This is a genomic window from Microbispora sp. CL1-1 (assembly GCF_012034195.1).
GTDB lineage: Bacteria > Actinomycetota > Actinomycetes > Streptosporangiales > Streptosporangiaceae > Microbispora.
In genome coordinates this window covers 284,193-302,085 of the sequence record NZ_JAATEK010000001.1, presented here as the reverse complement: position 1 = coordinate 302,085, position 17,893 = coordinate 284,193, and the positions used below count along the sequence as shown (strand labels likewise).

At 73.5% G+C, this 17,893-nt stretch carries 12 protein-coding genes; 3 read left to right on the top strand and 9 right to left on the bottom strand.

Features of this window, described 5'->3' with window-relative positions:
• Position 1 precedes the first annotated feature (1 nt).
• The 9 genes from ftsW to mraZ all read right to left on the bottom strand — a co-directional run bounded on the left by ftsW (position 2) and on the right by mraZ (position 12,271).
• On the bottom strand, positions 2–1,336 hold the full coding sequence (gene ftsW / locus HCK04_RS01400; protein ID WP_205829734.1) for a putative lipid II flippase FtsW: 1,335 nt from the start codon (positions 1,334–1,336) through the stop codon (positions 2–4).
• 113 nt (positions 1,337–1,449) lie between these two features.
• A complete protein-coding gene (gene murD, locus HCK04_RS01395) occupies positions 1,450–2,826 on the bottom strand; it encodes a UDP-N-acetylmuramoyl-L-alanine--D-glutamate ligase (RefSeq protein WP_142645016.1) in 1,377 nt (458 codons plus the stop codon).
• Positions 2,808–3,884 (bottom strand): phospho-N-acetylmuramoyl-pentapeptide-transferase, encoded by a 1,077-nt coding sequence (gene mraY, locus HCK04_RS01390; protein ID WP_142645015.1) that lies wholly within the window; start codon positions 3,882–3,884, stop codon positions 2,808–2,810. The genes murD and mraY overlap by 19 nt, the downstream gene beginning before the upstream one ends.
• Positions 3,881–5,248 carry a UDP-N-acetylmuramoyl-tripeptide--D-alanyl-D-alanine ligase gene (murF, locus tag HCK04_RS01385; protein WP_142645014.1) on the bottom strand — a complete coding sequence of 456 codons (1,368 nt, stop codon included), beginning with the start codon at positions 5,246–5,248 and terminating at the stop codon, positions 3,881–3,883. Before murF ends, mraY begins: the two co-directional genes overlap by 4 nt.
• Positions 5,249–5,311: 63 nt before the next feature.
• Entirely contained in the window at positions 5,312–6,886 is a 1,575-nt protein-coding gene (locus HCK04_RS01380) for a UDP-N-acetylmuramoyl-L-alanyl-D-glutamate--2,6-diaminopimelate ligase (protein WP_142645222.1), read from the bottom strand.
• A gap of 79 nt (positions 6,887–6,965) precedes the next feature.
• On the bottom strand, positions 6,966–8,696 hold the full coding sequence (locus tag HCK04_RS01375) for a penicillin-binding protein 2 (RefSeq protein ID WP_260617039.1): 1,731 nt from the start codon (positions 8,694–8,696) through the stop codon (positions 6,966–6,968).
• Positions 8,697–9,745: 1,049 nt separating this feature from the next.
• Positions 9,746–10,636 (bottom strand): hypothetical protein, encoded by an 891-nt coding sequence (locus HCK04_RS01370; protein ID WP_142645013.1) that lies wholly within the window; start codon positions 10,634–10,636, stop codon positions 9,746–9,748.
• Positions 10,633–11,556 (bottom strand): 16S rRNA (cytosine(1402)-N(4))-methyltransferase RsmH, encoded by a 924-nt coding sequence (rsmH, locus tag HCK04_RS01365; RefSeq protein WP_142645012.1) that lies wholly within the window; start codon positions 11,554–11,556, stop codon positions 10,633–10,635. Before rsmH ends, HCK04_RS01370 begins: the two co-directional genes overlap by 4 nt.
• 283 nt (positions 11,557–11,839) lie before the next feature.
• Positions 11,840–12,271 carry a division/cell wall cluster transcriptional repressor MraZ gene (mraZ, locus tag HCK04_RS01360; RefSeq protein WP_079318531.1) on the bottom strand — a complete coding sequence of 144 codons (432 nt, stop codon included), beginning with the start codon at positions 12,269–12,271 and terminating at the stop codon, positions 11,840–11,842.
• A gap of 572 nt (positions 12,272–12,843) precedes the next feature.
• On the opposite strand from mraZ, the gene HCK04_RS01355 reads away from it, so the two are divergent.
• The 3 genes from HCK04_RS01355 to HCK04_RS01345 all read left to right on the top strand — a co-directional run bounded on the left by HCK04_RS01355 (position 12,844) and on the right by HCK04_RS01345 (position 17,754).
• The gene (locus HCK04_RS01355) at positions 12,844–13,824 is read left to right on the top strand and encodes a MoxR family ATPase (protein WP_142645011.1); all 981 of its coding nucleotides are present in this window, start codon (positions 12,844–12,846) and stop codon (positions 13,822–13,824) included.
• A gap of 196 nt (positions 13,825–14,020) precedes the next feature.
• Entirely contained in the window at positions 14,021–15,277 is a 1,257-nt protein-coding gene (locus tag HCK04_RS01350; RefSeq protein ID WP_142645010.1) for a DUF58 domain-containing protein, read from the top strand.
• A 35-nt stretch (positions 15,278–15,312) separates the two neighbouring features.
• Positions 15,313–17,754 (top strand): DUF3488 and transglutaminase-like domain-containing protein, encoded by a 2,442-nt coding sequence (locus HCK04_RS01345; RefSeq protein ID WP_142645009.1) that lies wholly within the window; start codon positions 15,313–15,315, stop codon positions 17,752–17,754.
• Positions 17,755–17,893: the final 139 nt, after the last annotated feature.

The following is a 17,893-nucleotide window of genomic DNA, read 5'->3' as shown; positions in this document are numbered from 1 at the left end:
GTCACTCCCTGTCTTCGCGGACGCCTTCGCGGACGTCTTCCCGGATCTTCTCGCGAATGTTCCCGCGTCCGTTCCCTGTCGTTCCTCTTCGTGCCGTCGGCGGCCGCGCCGCCCGCTGACGGGCCGGTGCCCGCGAGACCGCGGGCCGCCGCCCGGCGCGGCCGTTCAGGCCAAGCCAGCTTAGAGCCCGCGCGGCCGGTCCCGGGCCACGGGCGGCGAGCGCCTCGGCCGCTCCGGGCTCCTGTTTGGCGAACGACACCAGCATGCCGAGCGCGGCGAGCGTCGGCAGCAGCGCCGATCCGCCGTACGACACCAGCGGCAGCGGGATGCCGGTGACCGGGAAGACCCCGATGACCGCGCCGATGTTGACGACGGCCTGCCCGGCGATCCAGGCGGTGACGGCGGCGGCCGCCAGGCGGACGAAGGGGTCCTTCGTCCGGATGGCGATGCGCAGCCCGGCGTAGCCGAGCAGGCCGAACAGCGCGACCACCACGAGCGTCCCCATCAGCCCGAGCTCCTCGCCCAGGATGGAGAAGATGAAGTCGCTCTCCGCGTGCGGGACGTAGTTCCACTTCTGCCGGCCCGCACCGAGCCCGATGCCGAACCAGCCGCCCGAGCCGATGGCCATCAGCCCCTGGACGGCCTGGAAGCCCTCCTTCTGCGCGGTGTCCCACGGGTGCAGGAAGCCGGTCAGGCGGTCGAGCCGGTACGGCTCGGCGATGATCATAGTGGCGGTCGCCAGTGCGAGCAGCGCGAGGATCCCGCCGAACAACCGCACCGGCGCGCCGACCACCCACAGCAACGCCAGGAAGATGATCATGAGCACGAGCGTCGTGCCGAGGTCGCGCCCGAGCATGACCAGGACGGCCAGCAGGGCCACGCCCGGCATCAGCGGGATCAGCAGCTGGCGCCACTCGATGCGGCCGACGCGGGCCCGCGTCGCGAGCAGGTCGGCCCCCCACAACGCCAGGGCCAGCTTCGCCGGCTCGGACGGCTGCACCGAGAACGGGCCGATGACGATCCACCGCTGGGCGCCCAGCAGTTCCTGGCCGAGGAAGATGACCATCAGCAGGCCGAGGATCGACAGGCCCATCAGCGGATAGCCCGCCAGGCGGAAGAACCGCTGCGGCAGCCGGGAGCAGACCCACATCAGCGGCAGCCCGATCGCCACCGAGGTGACCTGCTTGAGGAACCAGTAGAACGGGTCGCCGGTCCGCTGCAGCGCCTCGATGCTCGACGCCGACAGCACCATCATCAGCCCCAGCGCGAGCAGCAGCGCGCTGCAGCCGAGCACCAGGTGGTAGGACGTCAGCGGGCGGCCGAGCAGCTCGCGCAGCGCGGCGAGCTGGGCGGCGGCCCAGCCGACGGGCTCGGGCCCCCGACGCTCCGGCTCCCGGGCGGTGGCGGCGCCGGCCGAGCCGCCGGCCCCCGGGCCGGTCGCTGGGCCCGTCACGAGGCCGCCAGCCGCCGCACGGCTCGGGCGAAGGCCTCCCCACGGGCTCCGTAGCTCGCGAACATGTCCAGTGACGCCCCGGCGGGGGCGAGCAGCACGGTGTCACCCGGGGTGGCGAGCCGGGCGGCTTCGGCGACGACACGGTCCATGACCCCAGTGTCTTGCTCCGGCACGTCCACCACGGGGACATTCGCGGCGTGTCGCGCCAATGCGCGCCGGATCACATCCCGGTCGGTCCCCAGCAGCACCGCTCCGCGCAGCCGCGGCGCGGCCTGCCGTACGAGGTCGTCGACGTCGGCGCCCTTGAGCTGGCCGCCCGCGATCCACACGATCGACGGGTAGGCGGCCAGCGACGCGGCGGCCGCGTGCGGGTTGGTGGCCTTGGAGTCGTCCACGTAGTCGACCTCGCCGACCCGGGCCACGTGGGCGATCCGGTGCGGGTCGGGGACGAACTCCCGCAGGCCGCGGCGTACGGCCTCGGGCGGCACGCCGTACGCGCGGGCCAGCGCGGCGGCGGCGAGCGCGTTGGCGACGTTGTGCGGCGCGAACGGCCGCACATCGGCGAGGCAGGCCAGCTCCTCCGCCGAGGCCACCGGGTCGGCCACGAAGGCCCGGTCGACCAGCAGGTCCTCCACGACGCCCAGCTCCCCCGGCCGGGGCACGGCGAGCGTGAAGCCCACCCGCGAGGCGTACGGCTCGGCCAGACGGGACGACGACGCGTCGTCGGCGTTGTAGACCACCGTCCCCGCCGCCGCGAAGATGCGCGCCTTGGCCGAGGCGTACTCCTCCATGGAGCCGTGCCAGTCGATGTGGTCGGGCGCGACGTTGAGCACGGCTCCCGCGAGCGGGGCCACGGTGGACGACCAGTGGAGCTGGAAGCTCGACAGCTCCACGGCCAGCACGTCGTAGGGCCCGTCGACGGCCTCGACGATGGGGACGCCGACGTTGCCCACGGCCACGGCCTTGTGCCCGGCGGCCGACAGCATGGACCTGAGCATGCGGACGGCGGTGGTCTTGCCGTTGGTGCCGGTCAGCGCCAGCCAGGGGGCCGCGGGCTCCCGCCGCAGCCGCCAGGCCAGCTCGACCTCCCCGATGACCTCGACGCCCGCGTCCGCGGCGGCGACGAGCAGCGGGTGGGACGGACGCCAGCCGGGCGAGGTGACCAGCAGCGAGGTCCCGGCGGGCAGGGCGGGCTCGCCGAAGCGCACCTCCACGCCCAGCTCGGCGAGCTCGGCGGCCGTGACGCGCTGCCGCTCGCCGTCCGCGGCCTCCAGCACGGTCACGCGCTCGCCGCGTGCCGCCAGGGCCCGCGCCGCGGCGGCGCCCGACACGCCGAGGCCGGCGACGACGACGGTCACTGCTTCGGCATCCATTCGAGGTAGAACAGCCCGAGACCGGCGGCGACGCACAGCGCGGCGATCAGCCAGAAGCGCACCACGATCGTCGTCTCGGCCCAGCCCGACAGCTCGAAGTGATGCTGGAGCGGCGCCATCCGGAAGACGCGTCTGCGGGTCAGCTTGAAGGACCCGACCTGGATGATCACCGACATCGTGATGATGGCGAAAAGGCCGCCCAGGATGACGAGCAGGAGCTGGGTCCGGGTGGTGAAGGCCAGGCCGGCGATCACGCCGCCGAGGGCCAGCGAGCCGGTGTCACCCATGAAGATCTTGGCGGGCGGGGCGTTCCACCACAGGAAGCCGAGGCAGGCGCCCAGCACCGCCGCCGCGACCACGGCCAGGTCGAGCGGGTCGCGCACCCAGTAGCAGTTGGGGCCGAAGCCGACCGTCGTGCAGCTGTTGCGCAGCTGCCAGTTGCCGATCAGCACGTACGCCGCGAGGACCAGGCAGGTGGCGCCGGAGGCCAGGCCGTCGAGGCCGTCGGTCAGGTTCACCGCGTTCGAGAAGCCCACGATGAAGAACACGACCCAGATCATGAAGCCGATCAGCCCGATGGACGGCCCGATGTCCCGCAGGAACGACACGTGCGTGTCGGCCGGGGTGACGGCGTAGGCGTTGGGGAACCGCAGCACCAGCACCGCGAAGATCGCGCCGACGACGAGCTGCCCGCCCGCCTTGGCGCCGCTGCGCAGGCCCAGGCTGCGCTGCTTGTAGATCTTGATGAAGTCGTCGAGGAAGCCGACCGCGCCGAGGCCCGTCATCAGGAACAGCACCAGCAGTCCCGACGCCGTCGGCGGGTCGCTGACCGCCGAGAAGACGGTCACCCCGTGGGCCACGAAATAGCCGATCAGCGACGCGATGACGATCACCGTGCCGCCCATCGTGGGAGTGCCCTTCTTGTCGTAGTGTCCCGACGGGCCCTCCTCCCGGATGTTCTGGCCGTAGCCCCTGCGGGCGAACAGCCGGATGGCCAGCGGCGTGCCGACCATGGACAGCATCAGCGAGATCGCCCCCGCGATGAGGATGTTCCTCACCGGGCGTCACCTCCGAGGATCGCCTCGGCGACCCGCTCGAGCCCGGCCGCACGCGGCCCCTTCACCAGCACCACGTCGCCCGGCGCGAGGCGGCCGGACAACTCCCGCGCCGCCGCGGCGGCGTCCGGGACGTGGATCGCGCCGGGCGCGCCCCGGAGCACCGGCCCGGCGTCCTCTCCCACAACGACGACGGCCTCCAGGCCCGCGCCCGCGGCCAGCCGCCCGAGGTCCTCGTTGAGCGCCGCGCTGTCCTCGCCGAGCTCGCGCAGCGCGGCGATCACCGCGAACCGCCGCCGCCCCTCCCCCATCACCGCGAGGCTGCCGAAGGCGGCCCGCATGGAGTCGGGGTTGGCGTTGTAGGCGTCGTTGATCACGGTGACGCCGTCGGGCCGCTCGCCGACCTCCATGCGCCAGCGGCTGCGCGGCTCGGCCGCCGACAGCTCCTCGGCGATGACGGCCACCGGCAGCCCCAGCTCGTACGCGGCCGCCGCCGCGGCCAGGGCGTTGTCCACCGCGTGCGCGCCGTACAGGCGCAGCCGGACCGGGGCGGAGCCGGACGGCGTGCGCAGCGTGAACGAGGCGCGGCCGGTCGCGTCGAGCGTCTCGTCCTCCGCCCGCACGTGCGCCTCCGGCGAGCGCCCGAAGTAGGTCACCCGCGCGCTCGTACGGCCGGCCATCGCGCGCACCAGCGGGTCGTCGGCGTTGAGCACGGCGACCCCGTCGGCGGGCAGCGCCTCGACGAGCTCGCCCTTGGCCTGTGCGATGGCCTCCTTGCCGCCGAAGACCCCGAGGTGGGCGGTGCCGACGTTGAGCACCACGCCGATGCGGGGCGGGGCGATCCGCGCCAGGTAGTCGATGTGGCCGACGTTGCGCGCGCTCAGCTCCAGCACCAGGAAACGGGTGGTCTCGTCGGCCTTGAGGACGGTCAGCGGGTGGCCGATCTCGTTGTTGAACGAGCCGGCGGGGGCGACCGTGGGGCCGAGCCGGGCGGCGAGACCGGCGAGCAGGTCCTTGGTCGTGGTCTTGCCCGCGGAGCCGGTCACGCCGGCCACGGTCGTGCCGGGCAGCTCCGACAGCACGGCGGTGGCGAGCGAGGCCAGGGCCGCGAGCGGGTCGCTCACGATCACGGCAGGCGCGTCGACGGGCCGGGTGGCGAGGACGGCGACGGCGCCGGCGTCGTGGGCCTGCCGGGCGAAGTCGTGCCCGTCGGCCCGTTCACCCTTGATCGCCACGAACAGCGAGCCCGGTCCGGCCGCCCGTGAGTCGATCACGACGGGTCCCCGGACCACGGCCCCGGGGTCGGCCACCCCGTGTAGTGCTCCGGACGTGATCTCGGCGACCCGGGCCAGCGGCAACGGGATCATGGTGTCTTTCCTGCTCTCTTTCGCGTCGCTAACTCGGCCGCCTGGACACGGCCCGGCATCGGCTCACGCATCGGCGGCCTCCCGCACCGCCCGCCGTGCCCGGCTTCGCTCCGCGATGGCCGCGGCGGCCACCTCACGGTCGTCGAAGGGAATGACCTCGCCCCCGACATACTGCCCCTGCTCGTGTCCTTTGCCGGCCACAACTACCACATCTCCGGGCACCGCACCGCCGACCGCCAGACGGATGGCGGCCGCCCGGTCCGGCTCCACAATCACGTGGGCCCGCTCCTTGATGGGTACCCGCAGCGCGCCCTCCAGCATCGCGGCGAGGATCGCGAGCGGGTCCTCCGTACGAGGATTGTCGCTGGTGAACACGGCCAGGTCGGCGAGACGGACGGCGGCCTCGCCCATGATCGGGCGCTTGCCGCGGTCGCGGTCGCCGCCGCAGCCGAGCACGATCACCAGGCGGCCGCCCGGCCCGTCGTCCAGCACGGCGCGCAGCGAGCGCAGGACCGACTCGACCGCGCCCGGCTTGTGCGCGTAGTCGACGATCACCTGGACGTCGTCCGCGCCCGGCACCCGCTCCATGCGGCCCGGCACGCCGGCGAACTCGCCGACGCCGGTCACCGCGGCCTGCAGCGGGACCCCGGCCTCCACCAGCGCGACCAGCGCGCCGAGCGTGTTGGCCACGTTGAACGGGCCGGGCAGGGCCACCGACACCTCGGCCTCGACCCCGCCGGGACCGACGAGGCGGAACGCGCTGCCCGCGGAGCCGAGGCGCACGTCCTCGGCGCGCCAGTCGGCCTCCGGCGCCCCGGTGGCGGAGAACGTGGTGATGGGGATCTTGGCTGTCGCGGCCAGCTCACGCCCGTGGGCGTCGTCGATGTTCACCACGCCCGCCCGGCTGAACTCGGGGGTGAACAGCCGCGCCTTGGCCGCGAAGTAGTCGTCCAGGTCGCGGTGGAAGTCCAGGTGGTCCTGCGAGAGGTTCGTGAAGATCGACACGTCGTAGCGCAGGCCGTCCACCCGGCCGAGGGCAAGGGCATGGCTGGAGACCTCCATGGCCGCCGCGCTCACGCCCCGCTCGCGCATCAGCGCGAACAGCCCCTGCAGGTCGGTCGCCTCCGGGGTGGTGAGCTCGGGGATGAACCGCACGTCGCCCGCGCGGATCTCCACGCCGCCGACCAGGCCGGTGCGGTGGCCCGCCGCCCGCAGTCCCGCCTCCAGCAGGAACGTCGAGGTGGACTTGCCGCTGGTGCCCGTGACGCCGATGAGCGCGATGCCCTCGGCAGGCTTGCCGTACACCCAGGCGGCGACCTGTCCGAGCACCGCGCGCGGGTCGGGCACGACGAGCACCGGCAGCCCGGTGGCGACGGCCCTGTCACGGCCCTCCTCATCGGTCAGGATCGCCGTCGCGCCCGACGCCAGGGCGTCGGCGGCGAACTCCGCGCCGTGCCGGGCCTTGCCGGGCGCGGCCACGTACAGGTCGCCGCGCCGCACCCGGCGCGAGTCGAGGGTGATGCCGGTGACCGTGCCGCGCACCGCCCGCGCTCCGGGGGACGGGACGGCCGACGACGTCGCGCCGAGCAGGGACGCCAGGGCGGACAGCGGACGGGCCTGGACGGCCTCGGGACGCATGGACGACGGGGAACGCACGGCGAGAGCGTACCCCCCTCCGTCGCCCCTCCCGGCCACGTCGGCTCCGGTCACGTGCCCGTCACTCCGACGGGCGAAGGACCATCGCGGGCGCCTTCGTGCCGGTCGGCGGGATCTTCCTGCTCTTCAACGCGAAAGTCATGACGTCCTTGAACACCGGGGCGGCGACGGAGCCGCCGTAGTGGTCCTTCTTCGGGTCCTGGATCACCGCCAGGGCGACCAGCCTGGGCTGGTCCGCCGGGGTGAAGCCGACGAACGTGGCGGTGTACCCGCAGTATCCCGCGCACTTCTCGTCGTAGCGCATGGCGGTGCCGGTCTTGCCCGCGACACGGTAGCCCTCGATCGAGGCCTCCTCTCCCGTGCCCTCGTTGCCCACAACGGCCTCCAGCATCAGCGCGATCTTCTTGGCGTTGGCCTCGCTGATCACCCGGGTGCCCTTGGCCGGGGGGCTGGGGACGAACGCGCCGTGCTCGTCGGTGGTGCCCGCCACGATCGAGGGGGTCAACCGCACTCCGCCATTGGCGATCGTCTGGTAGACGCTGGCCATCTGCAGCGCGGTGACCGAAATGCCCTGGCCGTAGGCGATCGTACAGCGCTGGCTGCCCGACCACGTCTCCCACTGCGGCAGCAGGCCGGCCTGCTCGCCGGGGACCCCCGACCCGCTGCGTGCGCCGAACCCGAAGGACCGGAACATGTCGTACAGCCGCTGACTGGTGATCTTCTCCGATACCATGATCGTGCCGACGTTGCTGGACTCGGCGAGGATCCCGGTGAACGTCAGAGGCTCGGGCTTGTGCGGATGGGCGTCCCTGAGCTGCTGGTCGGCGCACTGGATGTGGTCGGGCACGCGGAAGACGGTCTCCGGAGTGACCACACCCGCCTCCATCGCCGCCGCGGCCGTGATCACCTTGTTGGTGCTGCCCGGCTCGAAGATCTCCGACACGGCCCGGTTGGCGCGGTCCTCGGCCGGGGCCGACTGCCAGTTGTTGAGGTCGGCCTGGGGCGCGTTCGCCATGGCGAGGATCTGCCCGGTCCGCACGTCCATGACGATCACGCTGCCGCTGCGCGCCCGGCTCTCGCGCACCTGCCGGTCGAGCGCCTGCTCCGCCGCCCACTGGAGGTCCCTGTCGATGGTGAGGCGCACGTCGCGGCCGGGCACCGGCGCCTCGCGCTGGCTGCGCGTCATCGGGATGCGCTGCCGGTTCGCGCCGAGCTCGACGCTCTGCTTGCCGTCCTTGCCCGCCAGGATGGCGTCGTACGCGCTCTCCAGGCCCTCCAGGCCTCTGCCGTCGACGCCGACGAACCCGAGCAGGCCGCCCGCGAGCGAGCCTCCGGGATAGAGACGGCGGTAGGTCTCCTTCATGCCCACGCCCTTGAGCTCGAAGCCCATGATGCGCTTGGCCCGAGGCGGCTCGACGTCGCGGGCGAGCGGGATGTACCGCTGGGTGGTCTTGGCCAGCGCGGCGGCGATCTCCTCCTTGGGCTTGTTCAGCTCCCGGGCCAGCGTGGTGGCGACCAGGTCGCGCTTGGCCGGGTCGACGTCCGCTGGGTCGACGTAGATCTCCCTGGCCTCGACCGTCACGGCGAGGTCGTGGCCGTTGGCGTCGGTGATCGAGCCGCGCTTGGCCGGCAGCGTCTCGGGGCGTACGCGCTGCTCGGCTGCCCTCGCCTGGAGCACCTTGGAGTCGAACCCCTGGAGCTGGACCAGCCGGCCGGCGAACAGCGACAGCACGATCGCCATCACGACCAGCGCCGCCCGCAGCCGCCGGGCGGGGTTGCCCAGCCGGAGCACGGCGGGCGGGCGCGGCGGGCCGGGCGGGCCCGAGGACCGCTGCGGGCCGGAGGGACGCTGGGGACCCGGCGGGCGCGGCGGCGCGCCTCCGGTTCGGGGACGCCCGCCGCCGGTGCCACCCGTCCCACCGGACGCGCCGGGTCCGGACGCCCGTGATGCGGACGGTCGCGGCGCGGACGGGCGCGGCGCGGACGGGCTCGCCGCGGACGGACGTGGTACGGACGGGCGCGGCGCGCCGGTCCTGCCCGGGGCGCCCGCCTTCGACGACGCGCCGTCTCCGGTCGTTCTCGATGTCCCCGACGTCCCCGGGGCACCGGGCCTGCCGGGAGCGCCGGACCTGCCGGTGGACTTTCCCGGGGCATCGGGTTTTCCTGAAGCGCCGGGTTTTCCGGTGGCCCCGACCTTGCCTGGGACACCGGGCCTTCCCGTGACGCCGGGCTTTCCCGCGGCGCCCTGCTTTCCCGTGCCGGACTTTCCTGCGGTGCCCTGCTTTCCTGTGGCGCCGGGACGCGGATCGCCGCCGTTCGCCGCACGTGGACGGCCGGAGGCGCCGGACGCGCCTCCCCGCGCACCGTGACCCGACGTCCCGTGACCCGACGTACCGTGCCCCGACGTACCGTGACCCGACGCGCCGTGTCCTGACGTACTGGGCCCCGACGCGCCGTGTCCTGACGTACTGGGCCCCGACGTACTGGGCCCCGACGCGCCGTGCCCCGGCATGCCGGTGTGCGGCCGGGCGGGTCGCCGCCCGGCCGACTCGCCGCCGCGGCCGTTCCTGATGTCGTCGCGCGCGCCGTCCGCCCGGCCGCCGCCCTGCCTGCCTCCGCCTTCCGGAGCGCCGCCGGTGCGGCCGCGCCGGGGCGAGCCGCCCGTCGCGTCGTCGCGTCCGGGGTCGGCGGGACGACCGGGACGACCGAGCCTCGGCGGCCCGTCCTGGCGGGGCGGCCGCCCCGGGGAGCCCGGGCTCCTCCTGTCACCGCCCGGGCCCTGGCCACCGCCTCGCCCGCTGGGACCCCCGCGGCCGGGACCCGGGTTCCGGCCGCTGTCTCTCACCGGTCCGTGCCCTCCTTCTGGGCCTGCTCCCGCGCCGCCGCGCCGCCGCCCGCGTCGAGGAACTTCGGCGCGGACTTGTCGGGCTCGAGGCCCTGCGCCGCGGCCTGCTCCTTCACCGCGTTGGGCTGCGTCCACTGGCGGAGCTGGTTCTCCTGCTCCGCTGCCTGCTCGTGCAGCTCGTCGATGCTCGACTGCAGGTCGCTCAGCCTGAACGAGTCCTTCGAGAGGACCACGTTCAGCAGCAGGAGGGTCACCAGGCCACCGCACATGAGGCCCACGACGAGCAGCACGAAGGGCGCGCGCGGCGGCCGCCGGAACGCCCGCCGCGCCATTGTGGCACGTGAGGTCGCCGCCGGCCGGGTTTCCGCACCACCGCGCCCGACGCGCCGCGGCGCGGGCACTACCTCGGTGAGACTCCTGGCCTCGCGGGACGGTGCGGGGCGGGTCGCCGTACGGGATGCGGCGGAGCGGGACGCGGCGGTGCCGGAAGCCGCCGTGCCGGACGTGGCGGGGGCGGTCGTACGCACCCGGGAACCGTCGCGCTTCGGGGCCGCGACGGATCCCGCGGACGCCGCCGCCTCACCGGGGCGCGCGTCCGTACGAGCCCTGCGGGGAGCCGGGACCGCCTCACGGCGGGGCCGGCCGTCCGCGCCCGGCCGGGACGCCGGGGCGGCCTCGCGGCCGCGGCTCTGCGCGCCGCCGCGGGGAGCCGGGACGGCCTCGCGCGCGCGGTCGTCGCCGGGCGCGCCGGGGCGGACGCGGCGCTTGTCCGGAGCGGCGACGGCCTCGCCCGCCGGCGCGGCTGTCCGGCCCGGCGTGCGGCCGGGCACGCGGGGCGGCGCGGCCGTACGCCCGGCCGCCCTCCTGCTCTCCTGCTCTGTCCTCATCCCTCGCGGATCCTCTCTGCCGCCCGCAAGCGGGCCGAGGCCGCCCGCGGGTTGCGGGCCACCTCCTCGTCGTCCGGGAGCTCCGCTCCCCTCGTCAGAAGGCGGAACCGGGGCTGGTGAGCCTCCAGGGGGACCGGCAGCCCGGGTGGGCTGGTGTCCCTGGTTCGCGCCGCGAGGACCTGCTTGGTGAGCCGGTCCTCAAGGGAGTGGTAGGCGAGCACGACCACGCGCCCGCCCAGCGCCAGCGCGTCCAGTGCGGCGGGGAGCGCCTGTTCGAGCGCCGACAGCTCGCCGTTCACCTCGATGCGCAACGCCTGGAACGTTCTCTTCGCCGGGTTGCCCCCGGTCCGCCTCGTGGCGGCGGGTATCGCCGCGCGGACCAGGTCGGCAAGCCGTTTCGTGCTGGTGATGGGGTCCTTGGCGCGCTCTTTGACGATGAGGCTCGCGACGCGTGCCGCGAAGCGCTCCTCGCCGTAGTCGCGCAGGATGCGTGTGAGGTCCGCGGCGGAGTAGGTGTTCACCACACGCTCGGCGGTGAGCTCCTGCTCGCGGTCCATCCGCATGTCGAGGGGGGCGTCATAGGAATAGGCGAAACCGCGCTCGGCCTCGTCGAGCTGAGGGGATGACACGCCGAGGTCGAACAGCGCGGCGTCCACACGGGGCCGTCCGGCGTCACGGAGCACGTCGGCCAGTTCGTCGGAGACGGCGCGCACCAGAGTGATCCGGTCCGCGTACGGCGCGAGCCGGGCGGTGGAACGCTCGATGGCGGTGGGGTCGCGGTCGATGCCGATGAGGTGGAGGGAGGGGTGGGCGGCCAGAAGCGCCTCGGCGTGCCCGCCGAGACCGAGGTTGGCGTCCACGGCCACCGGCTCCGGTCCGGACAACGCCGGAGCGAGCAACTCCAGCACGCGATCGAGCATGACCGGAACGTGACCACCCGGGTGACCGGGCTCTTGCGACAACGCTTCCAACCCCCATTTACGCCGCAGTACTCGCGGATTCGCGGCTGTGCCGCCGGTGACTACCCAACGGACCCCCACCCATGCCGGTTCCCGGAGAACCGACCCGTCCGGCCAGGTCCCCATCCGCGTCGCCGGCCGTGGCGTCTGACACCGGGGAAGGTGCATCAGCTGCCACATGGGAGCGGGTGGAGACCTCGCCGAACGTCACCGACGGGTCAATTGATCAAAAGAAAGGACCGATCTACAGAATCCCGGGCAGCACCTCCTCCGACAGATCGGAGAATGCCTGTTCCTGGGCCTCCAGGTAGGTGTCCCATGCCTGGGCGTCCCAGATCTCCAGTCGCGTGTTGGCGCCGATCACGACGCAGTCACGTTCCAGCCCGGCGTAACGCCGCAGCGTCTGGGGAATCGTGATGCGTCCCTGCTTGTCCGGCACCTCGTCGGACGCGCTGGCGAAGAAGACACGGCTGTAGTCGCGGACCGCCTTCGCCGTCACCGGAGCGGTACGCAGGGCCTCGGTGATGCGCTGGAACTCCTCTACGGGGAAGACGTAGAGGCAGCGCTCCTGGCCTTTGGTGATCACCAGACCCTCCGCCAGCTCCTCGCGATACTTCGCCGGCAGGAACAGCCGTCCTTTGTCGTCGAGGCGCGGGTGGTGGGTGCCAAGGAACACCGGACCCACCTCCTGTGCCTTGTGGAGCGCTCAGCGCTATAGCCCCTGCCCTCCACTGCGCACCACCATACTCCACTTCTCCCCACCGTCAACCGATTCTGGCCGTGTCGGCATTCAAAATCGACGGCGTTTTCGCAGGTGAAATGGGGTGGGTCGGGGTGGGGCGCCGCGGCGCCCCCCGCCCCGCGCACGGGCGTGTCGGCACCCCGGAAACCCCGGCGCGTACGGGGTTCCCGGGGGCGGCAGGAGAGGGGTGGGGGAACCGGGTGGAGGGAAGTGGAGCGCGCCAGGCTTCAGGTGCCATGAGCCGCCGCACGGGACGCCGGTGGACGTCGCGGGATGGCGCGGGAAGTCGCGGGATGGCGCGGGAAGTCGCGAAAAGTCACGGGATGTCACGGGATTCGGACGAACGCGCCACGCGACCGTGAAGAGACGCCACAACACTGTGGGCAGTTCACCCGGATTTCCGGACAAAGTCGCTCGAGAACCAGAGGGGACATAGGGTCAGTACACAGAATGGAAAAGGAACGTATAACGCCCCATTCTCGGGGACGCACCCTCATGGAGGCCTGGTGGCAGTAACTCCCGACGTCACCGATGCTTCAGCTCGGCTCGAGGATCTCATCGACACCGCCCACCGGATCCGCGCCTCGATCGAATCGGTGATCGAAGGCAAGAGCGACGTCGTCCGTCTTACTCTCACCGTGCTCCTGGCGGAGGGCCACCTGCTGATCGAGGACGTGCCCGGTGTGGGCAAGACGATGCTCGCCAAGGCTCTGGCGCGCTCCATCGACTGCCCGGTCAAGCGCGTCCAGTTCACCCCCGACCTGCTGCCGAGCGACATCACCGGGGTCAGCGCGTACAACCAGCAGACGCGTGAGTTCGAGTTCAAGCCCGGACCGGTCTTCGCCAACATCGTCGTCGGCGACGAGATCAACCGCGCCTCCCCCAAGACGCAGTCCGCCCTCCTGGAGTGCATGGAGGAGCACCAGGTCACGGTCGACGGCGTGACCTACGCGCTGGAGGCGCCGTTCATGGTCATCGCGACGCAGAACCCGATCGAGATGGAGGGCACCTATCCCCTCCCCGAGGCGCAGCGCGACCGATTCACCGCCAAGATCGCCATGGGATACCCGGAGCCTGCCGCCGAGCTGGAGATGCTGGACGTGCACGGCGCCTCGCAGCCGCTGGACAAGATGGAACCGGTCGCGACCACGGCGGAGGTGGCCGCGCTGATCGAGGCCGTCCGCGCGGTCTACGTCTCCCAGGCGGTCAAGCGCTACGCGGTCGACATGGTCGCGGCCACCCGGCACTCCCCCGACCTGCGGCTCGGCGCCTCCCCGCGCGCCACCCTTCATCTGGTGCGCAGCGCGCGGGCCCACGCCGCGCTGTCCGGCCGCGACTACGTGATCCCGGACGACCTGCAGGAGCTGGCCGTCCCCGTGCTGGCGCACCGCCTGATGCCGAGCCTGGAGGCGCAGGGGCAGCGCCGCCACCCCGAACAGCTCGTCGGCGAGCTGGTGCGGCGCGTCCCGGTGCCCGACGCCAAATAGCGGACGCGAGTGGGCCGGATGTGAGCGAGCCGGATGTGGGCGAGCCGGGTGCGGGCGAGCCGGGTGCGGTGAACCGGGTGCGAGTGAACAGGGTGCGAGCGAGCAGAGCGCGAGCGAGCAGGGCGCCGGTAAGCGGGGCGCCGGTAAGCAGGGCGCGCGCCCGGCGATGTGACAGTGAGCAAGTGACGGAGGGCCCATGATCGGGCTGAAGGCTCTGACCCCGCGAGGACGCTCGTTCCTCGCGTCCGGCGTGGCGGCCCTGCTGTGCGCCCTCGTCCTCGGCGAGCAGGACCTGCTGCGCGTGTCCGTGCTGATCATCGCGATGCCGTTGCTCGCCTCGATGGTCGTGGCCCGCACGCGCTATCGGCTGGCCTGCGCCAGACGGCTCACCCCGGCGCGGGTGCAGGCCGGCGAGCAGACCACGGTCACCCTGCGGCTGGAGAACGTCACCCGGCTGCCCACCGGGCTGCTGCTGGTGGAGGACACCCTGCAGTACGCGCTGGGGACCCGGCCGAGGTTCGTCCTCGATCGGATGGAGTCCCGCGGCGTCCGGGAGATCGACTACAAGGTGAGCTCGGACCTGCGCGGGCGCTTCCCGATCGGGCCGCTCTCGGTGCGAATCGCCGACCCGTTCGGGCTGGTCGAGCTGACCCGCTCGTTCACCATCACCGACACGCTCGTGGTCACGCCCGAGGTGGTGCCGCTGCCGCCGGCGCGTCTTTCCGGGGAGTACAGCGGCGGCGGCGACAGCCGTACGCGGTCGGTCGCGGCGGCGGGCGACGACGACGTGGCGCCGCGCGAGTATCGCCAGGGCGACGACCTGCGCCGCGTCCACTGGCGCTCGACGGCGCGGCACGGCGAGCTGATGGTCAGGCGCGAGGAGCAGGAGTGGCAGAGCCGGGGCGCGCTGCTGCTCGACACCCGCAGGCACGCCCACCGGGGGGAGGGGCCGCGCTCGTCGTTCGAGGTCGCGGTCTCCGCCGCCGCGTCCATCGGCGTGCACCTGTCCGCGGAGGGGCTCGCCCTGCGCCTGGTCACCGACCAGGGCGCGAGACACGTGGTGGACACCGGCCAGTCGTGGTCGCTGCTCGACACGCTCTCGGTCATCCGGCAGAGCACGGCGCGCTCGCTGGAGCACGGCATCGGCGCGCTGCGTCAGGGCGGCGGCGAGGGCCTGATCATCGCGGTCCTCGGGGGGCTCGATCCGGAGGAGGCCCGGGCGCTCGCCCAGCTCCGCCACTCGGGCGTGACCGCCGTCGCGATCCTGCTCGACCTCGCCTCCTGGGACCGCGCGTCCGGGCACGGGGCTTCCTGGGACGCCGTCGCCGAGGAGAACGCGCGGGCCGCTCGATCGGTCCTGACCGGCGCCGGGTGGCGGGTGCTCGACCTGCCCGCCGGCACGCCGCTCGCCGACGTGTGGCCGCAGGCCGGAAACAAGAGGAGCGCGGCCTGAGCCGGCCGCACCGGCGGGACGGAAGGTAGGAAGCAATGAAACTGCCGGTTGCGGCGGGGCTGGCCACGGCAGCCGTCACGATCACGCTCTATCCGCTCTTCGAGGGCGGCACCTGGTTCTGGTCCTGCATGGGGGCGATCCTGGTCGTCACCGTGACCGGCACGGTGGCCTCCCGTCTGGGCGCCCGCCCATGGGTGGCGCCCGCCGTGACGCCCGTGACGGTCCTGATCTACCTGACGCTCGTCTTCACGCCCGACGAGGCGTGGCTGCGGATCATCCCCACCAAGGACTCGGTCATCCGGCTCGCCAAGCTGATCGCCTCCGGATATGACGGCATCCAGCAGTACGCCGCCCCGGTGCCGGACCGTCCCGGCATCGTGCTGCTCACCACGGCGGGTGTGGCGCTGATCGCCCTGCTCGTGGACGTCTTCGCGGTGCGGCTGCGCCGGGCGGCGCTGGCCGGGCTGCCGATGCTCGCCCTGTTCACCGTGCCCGCGGCGGTCATCACCGACCCGATCGGGTGGATCGCGTTCGTCGTCGCGGCGTTCGGCTACATCGGCCTGCTCGTCGCCGACGGGCGCGAGCGGCTGAGCCGCTGGGGCCGGGCCGTCGTGGTGCGGCGTTCATCCGACGCCTCGCGCGGCTCCGCCCCCGACACCGAGCGGCTCGCCCTGTCGGGCAAGCGCATCGGCGTGACGGCGATCGCGCTGGCCGTGCTGGTGCCCGCGCTGCTGCCGGCCCTCTCCCCCGATCCGCTGTTCGGCTTCGGCGTCGGCAACGGCCTCGGCGGGGGCGGCGGCAACATCGGCATCCCCGACGCCATCGCCAAGCTCGGCGGCCAGCTCAGGCAGCAGCGCAACGCGACCGTGCTCACCTACACCAGCAGCGACGACGTGCCGCGTTATCTGCGGATCTTCTCGCTCGACATCTTCGACGGGACGAAGTGGACGCTGGCCCCGCTGCGCGGACGCCCGGAAGACCGCGTGTCGGAGGGGCCGCTGCCGCCCGCTCCCGGGCTGCGGCCCGGTGTGACGGTGAAGCGCGCCGAGATGCGGGTCAAGATGAGCGATGAGATCGACACGCTCCACTTCCTGCCGCTGCCCTACCCGGCCAGGCAGGTCGAGGCCGACGGCGACTGGCGCGCCGACCGGGCCTCGCTCATGGTCTTCTCCACCGAGGACGAGGCGGCCGGGCTCGACTACCGGGTGATGACCGAGGAGCCCGAGCCCACCCTGACCGAGCTGCGCACGGCGGTGACCCTCCCGGACAGCGACCGCTACCTGCAGCTGCCCGAAGGACTCGACCCGCGGGTGACCGCCCTCACCCATCGCATCACCGCCGACGCCGCCTCGCCGTACGAGGCCGCGGTCAAGCTGCAGGAGTGGTTCACCCAGGACGGCCGGTTCACCTACGACGTGCGCGCGTCCGGATCGGGCGCGCAGGCGCTGTCCCGGTTCCTGCTGCGTGACCGCACCGGCTACTGCGAGCAGTTCGCCGGGGCGATGGCCGTGATGGCGCGTCTGCTCAACATCCCGGCGCGGGTGTCGATCGGATACACCGGCGGCACCAAGATCGGCAACGAGTGGACGGTCCGCACCCACGACGCCCACGCGTGGCCGGAGCTGTTCTTCGACGGGATCGGCTGGCTGCGGTTCGAGCCCACCCCCACCGGCGCCACCGGGCAGGGCACGGCCCAGGTGCCGCTCTACTCGCTGCCTGTCACGCCGACGGACGGCCCGACGGCGAACCCGTCCGACGGGCCGTCGTCGAGCGCGGAGGACGACGCCGGGCAGAGCGCCGGACCGGCCCGGCCGAACCCGCGCCAGCTCGACCGCGACCTCGACGGCACGGCCATCGCGGCCGACCCCGGCATGCCCGTGCCCGTCGAGATCGGCATCGGCGTCGCCGCCGCGCTCGCGCTGCTGTTGCTGCCCGCCGCCGCGCGGGTCCTGGTGCGACGTCGTCGCCTTCGCCTGGTCACGCGTACGGCGGCGGGAGGCCACGCGGCCTGGGCCGAGCTGCGCGACATGCTCACGGACCTGGGGATGGCCGGGGAGCCGAGCGAGACGCCGCGCGCGCTCGGCCGCCGGATCGGCGAGCGGTACGCGCTCGGGCCGCAGGCCGCCGAGGCGCTCACCCGCGTCGTCACGTCGGAGGAACGGCTCAGGTACGCCCCCACGCCCTCGGCGTCGGGGCCCGTCCCGGCGGACCTGCGCCGGATCAGGCGCGATCTGGCGTCGAAGGCCTCACGGTGGCGGCGTCTCGGGGCCGCGCTCGCCCCGATGTCCGTGCTGCTGCGGGTGCGGGCGGCCGGCGAGGGCGCGCTCGACGTCTTCGACCGGCTGGAGGGGCTGCGGCCCCGGCTCTGGCGGGCGCGGCCCGGCGGAACGCGGGCGGCCGCCACGCCGGAACGCCCGGACGGCACCCGGGCCGACGACACCGCGAAGGAGCGGACCCTCACCGGCGCCCGCCGCTGATCGCCCTGCCCCCGGCGGCCACTGGCCGGGGGTGCCGTTCCCTTTTGGGGCGGACGGGGGAAAGCGCGCGGCAGGCGAGCACCCGCGGGCAGGGCGGGGCGAAAGCACCGATCAGCGCGGACGCGCGCCGCGGGCGAGC

Coding starts and splice junctions, on each gene's coding strand:
- murF (WP_142645014.1), bottom strand. CDS start 5,248: ATGATCCCGTTGCCGCTGGCCCGGGTCGCCGAGATCACGTCCGGAGCA.
- HCK04_RS01370 (WP_142645013.1), bottom strand. CDS start 10,636: ATGAGGACAGAGCAGGAGAGCAGGAGGGCGGCCGGGCGTACGGCCGCG.
- HCK04_RS01345 (WP_142645009.1), top strand. CDS start 15,313: ATGAAACTGCCGGTTGCGGCGGGGCTGGCCACGGCAGCCGTCACGATC.
- murD (WP_142645016.1), bottom strand. CDS start 2,826: ATGGATGCCGAAGCAGTGACCGTCGTCGTCGCCGGCCTCGGCGTGTCG.
- HCK04_RS01350 (WP_142645010.1), top strand. CDS start 14,021: ATGATCGGGCTGAAGGCTCTGACCCCGCGAGGACGCTCGTTCCTCGCG.
- rsmH (WP_142645012.1), bottom strand. CDS start 11,556: ATGCTCGATCGCGTGCTGGAGTTGCTCGCTCCGGCGTTGTCCGGACCG.
- HCK04_RS01380 (WP_142645222.1), bottom strand. CDS start 6,886: ATGCGTCCCGAGGCCGTCCAGGCCCGTCCGCTGTCCGCCCTGGCGTCC.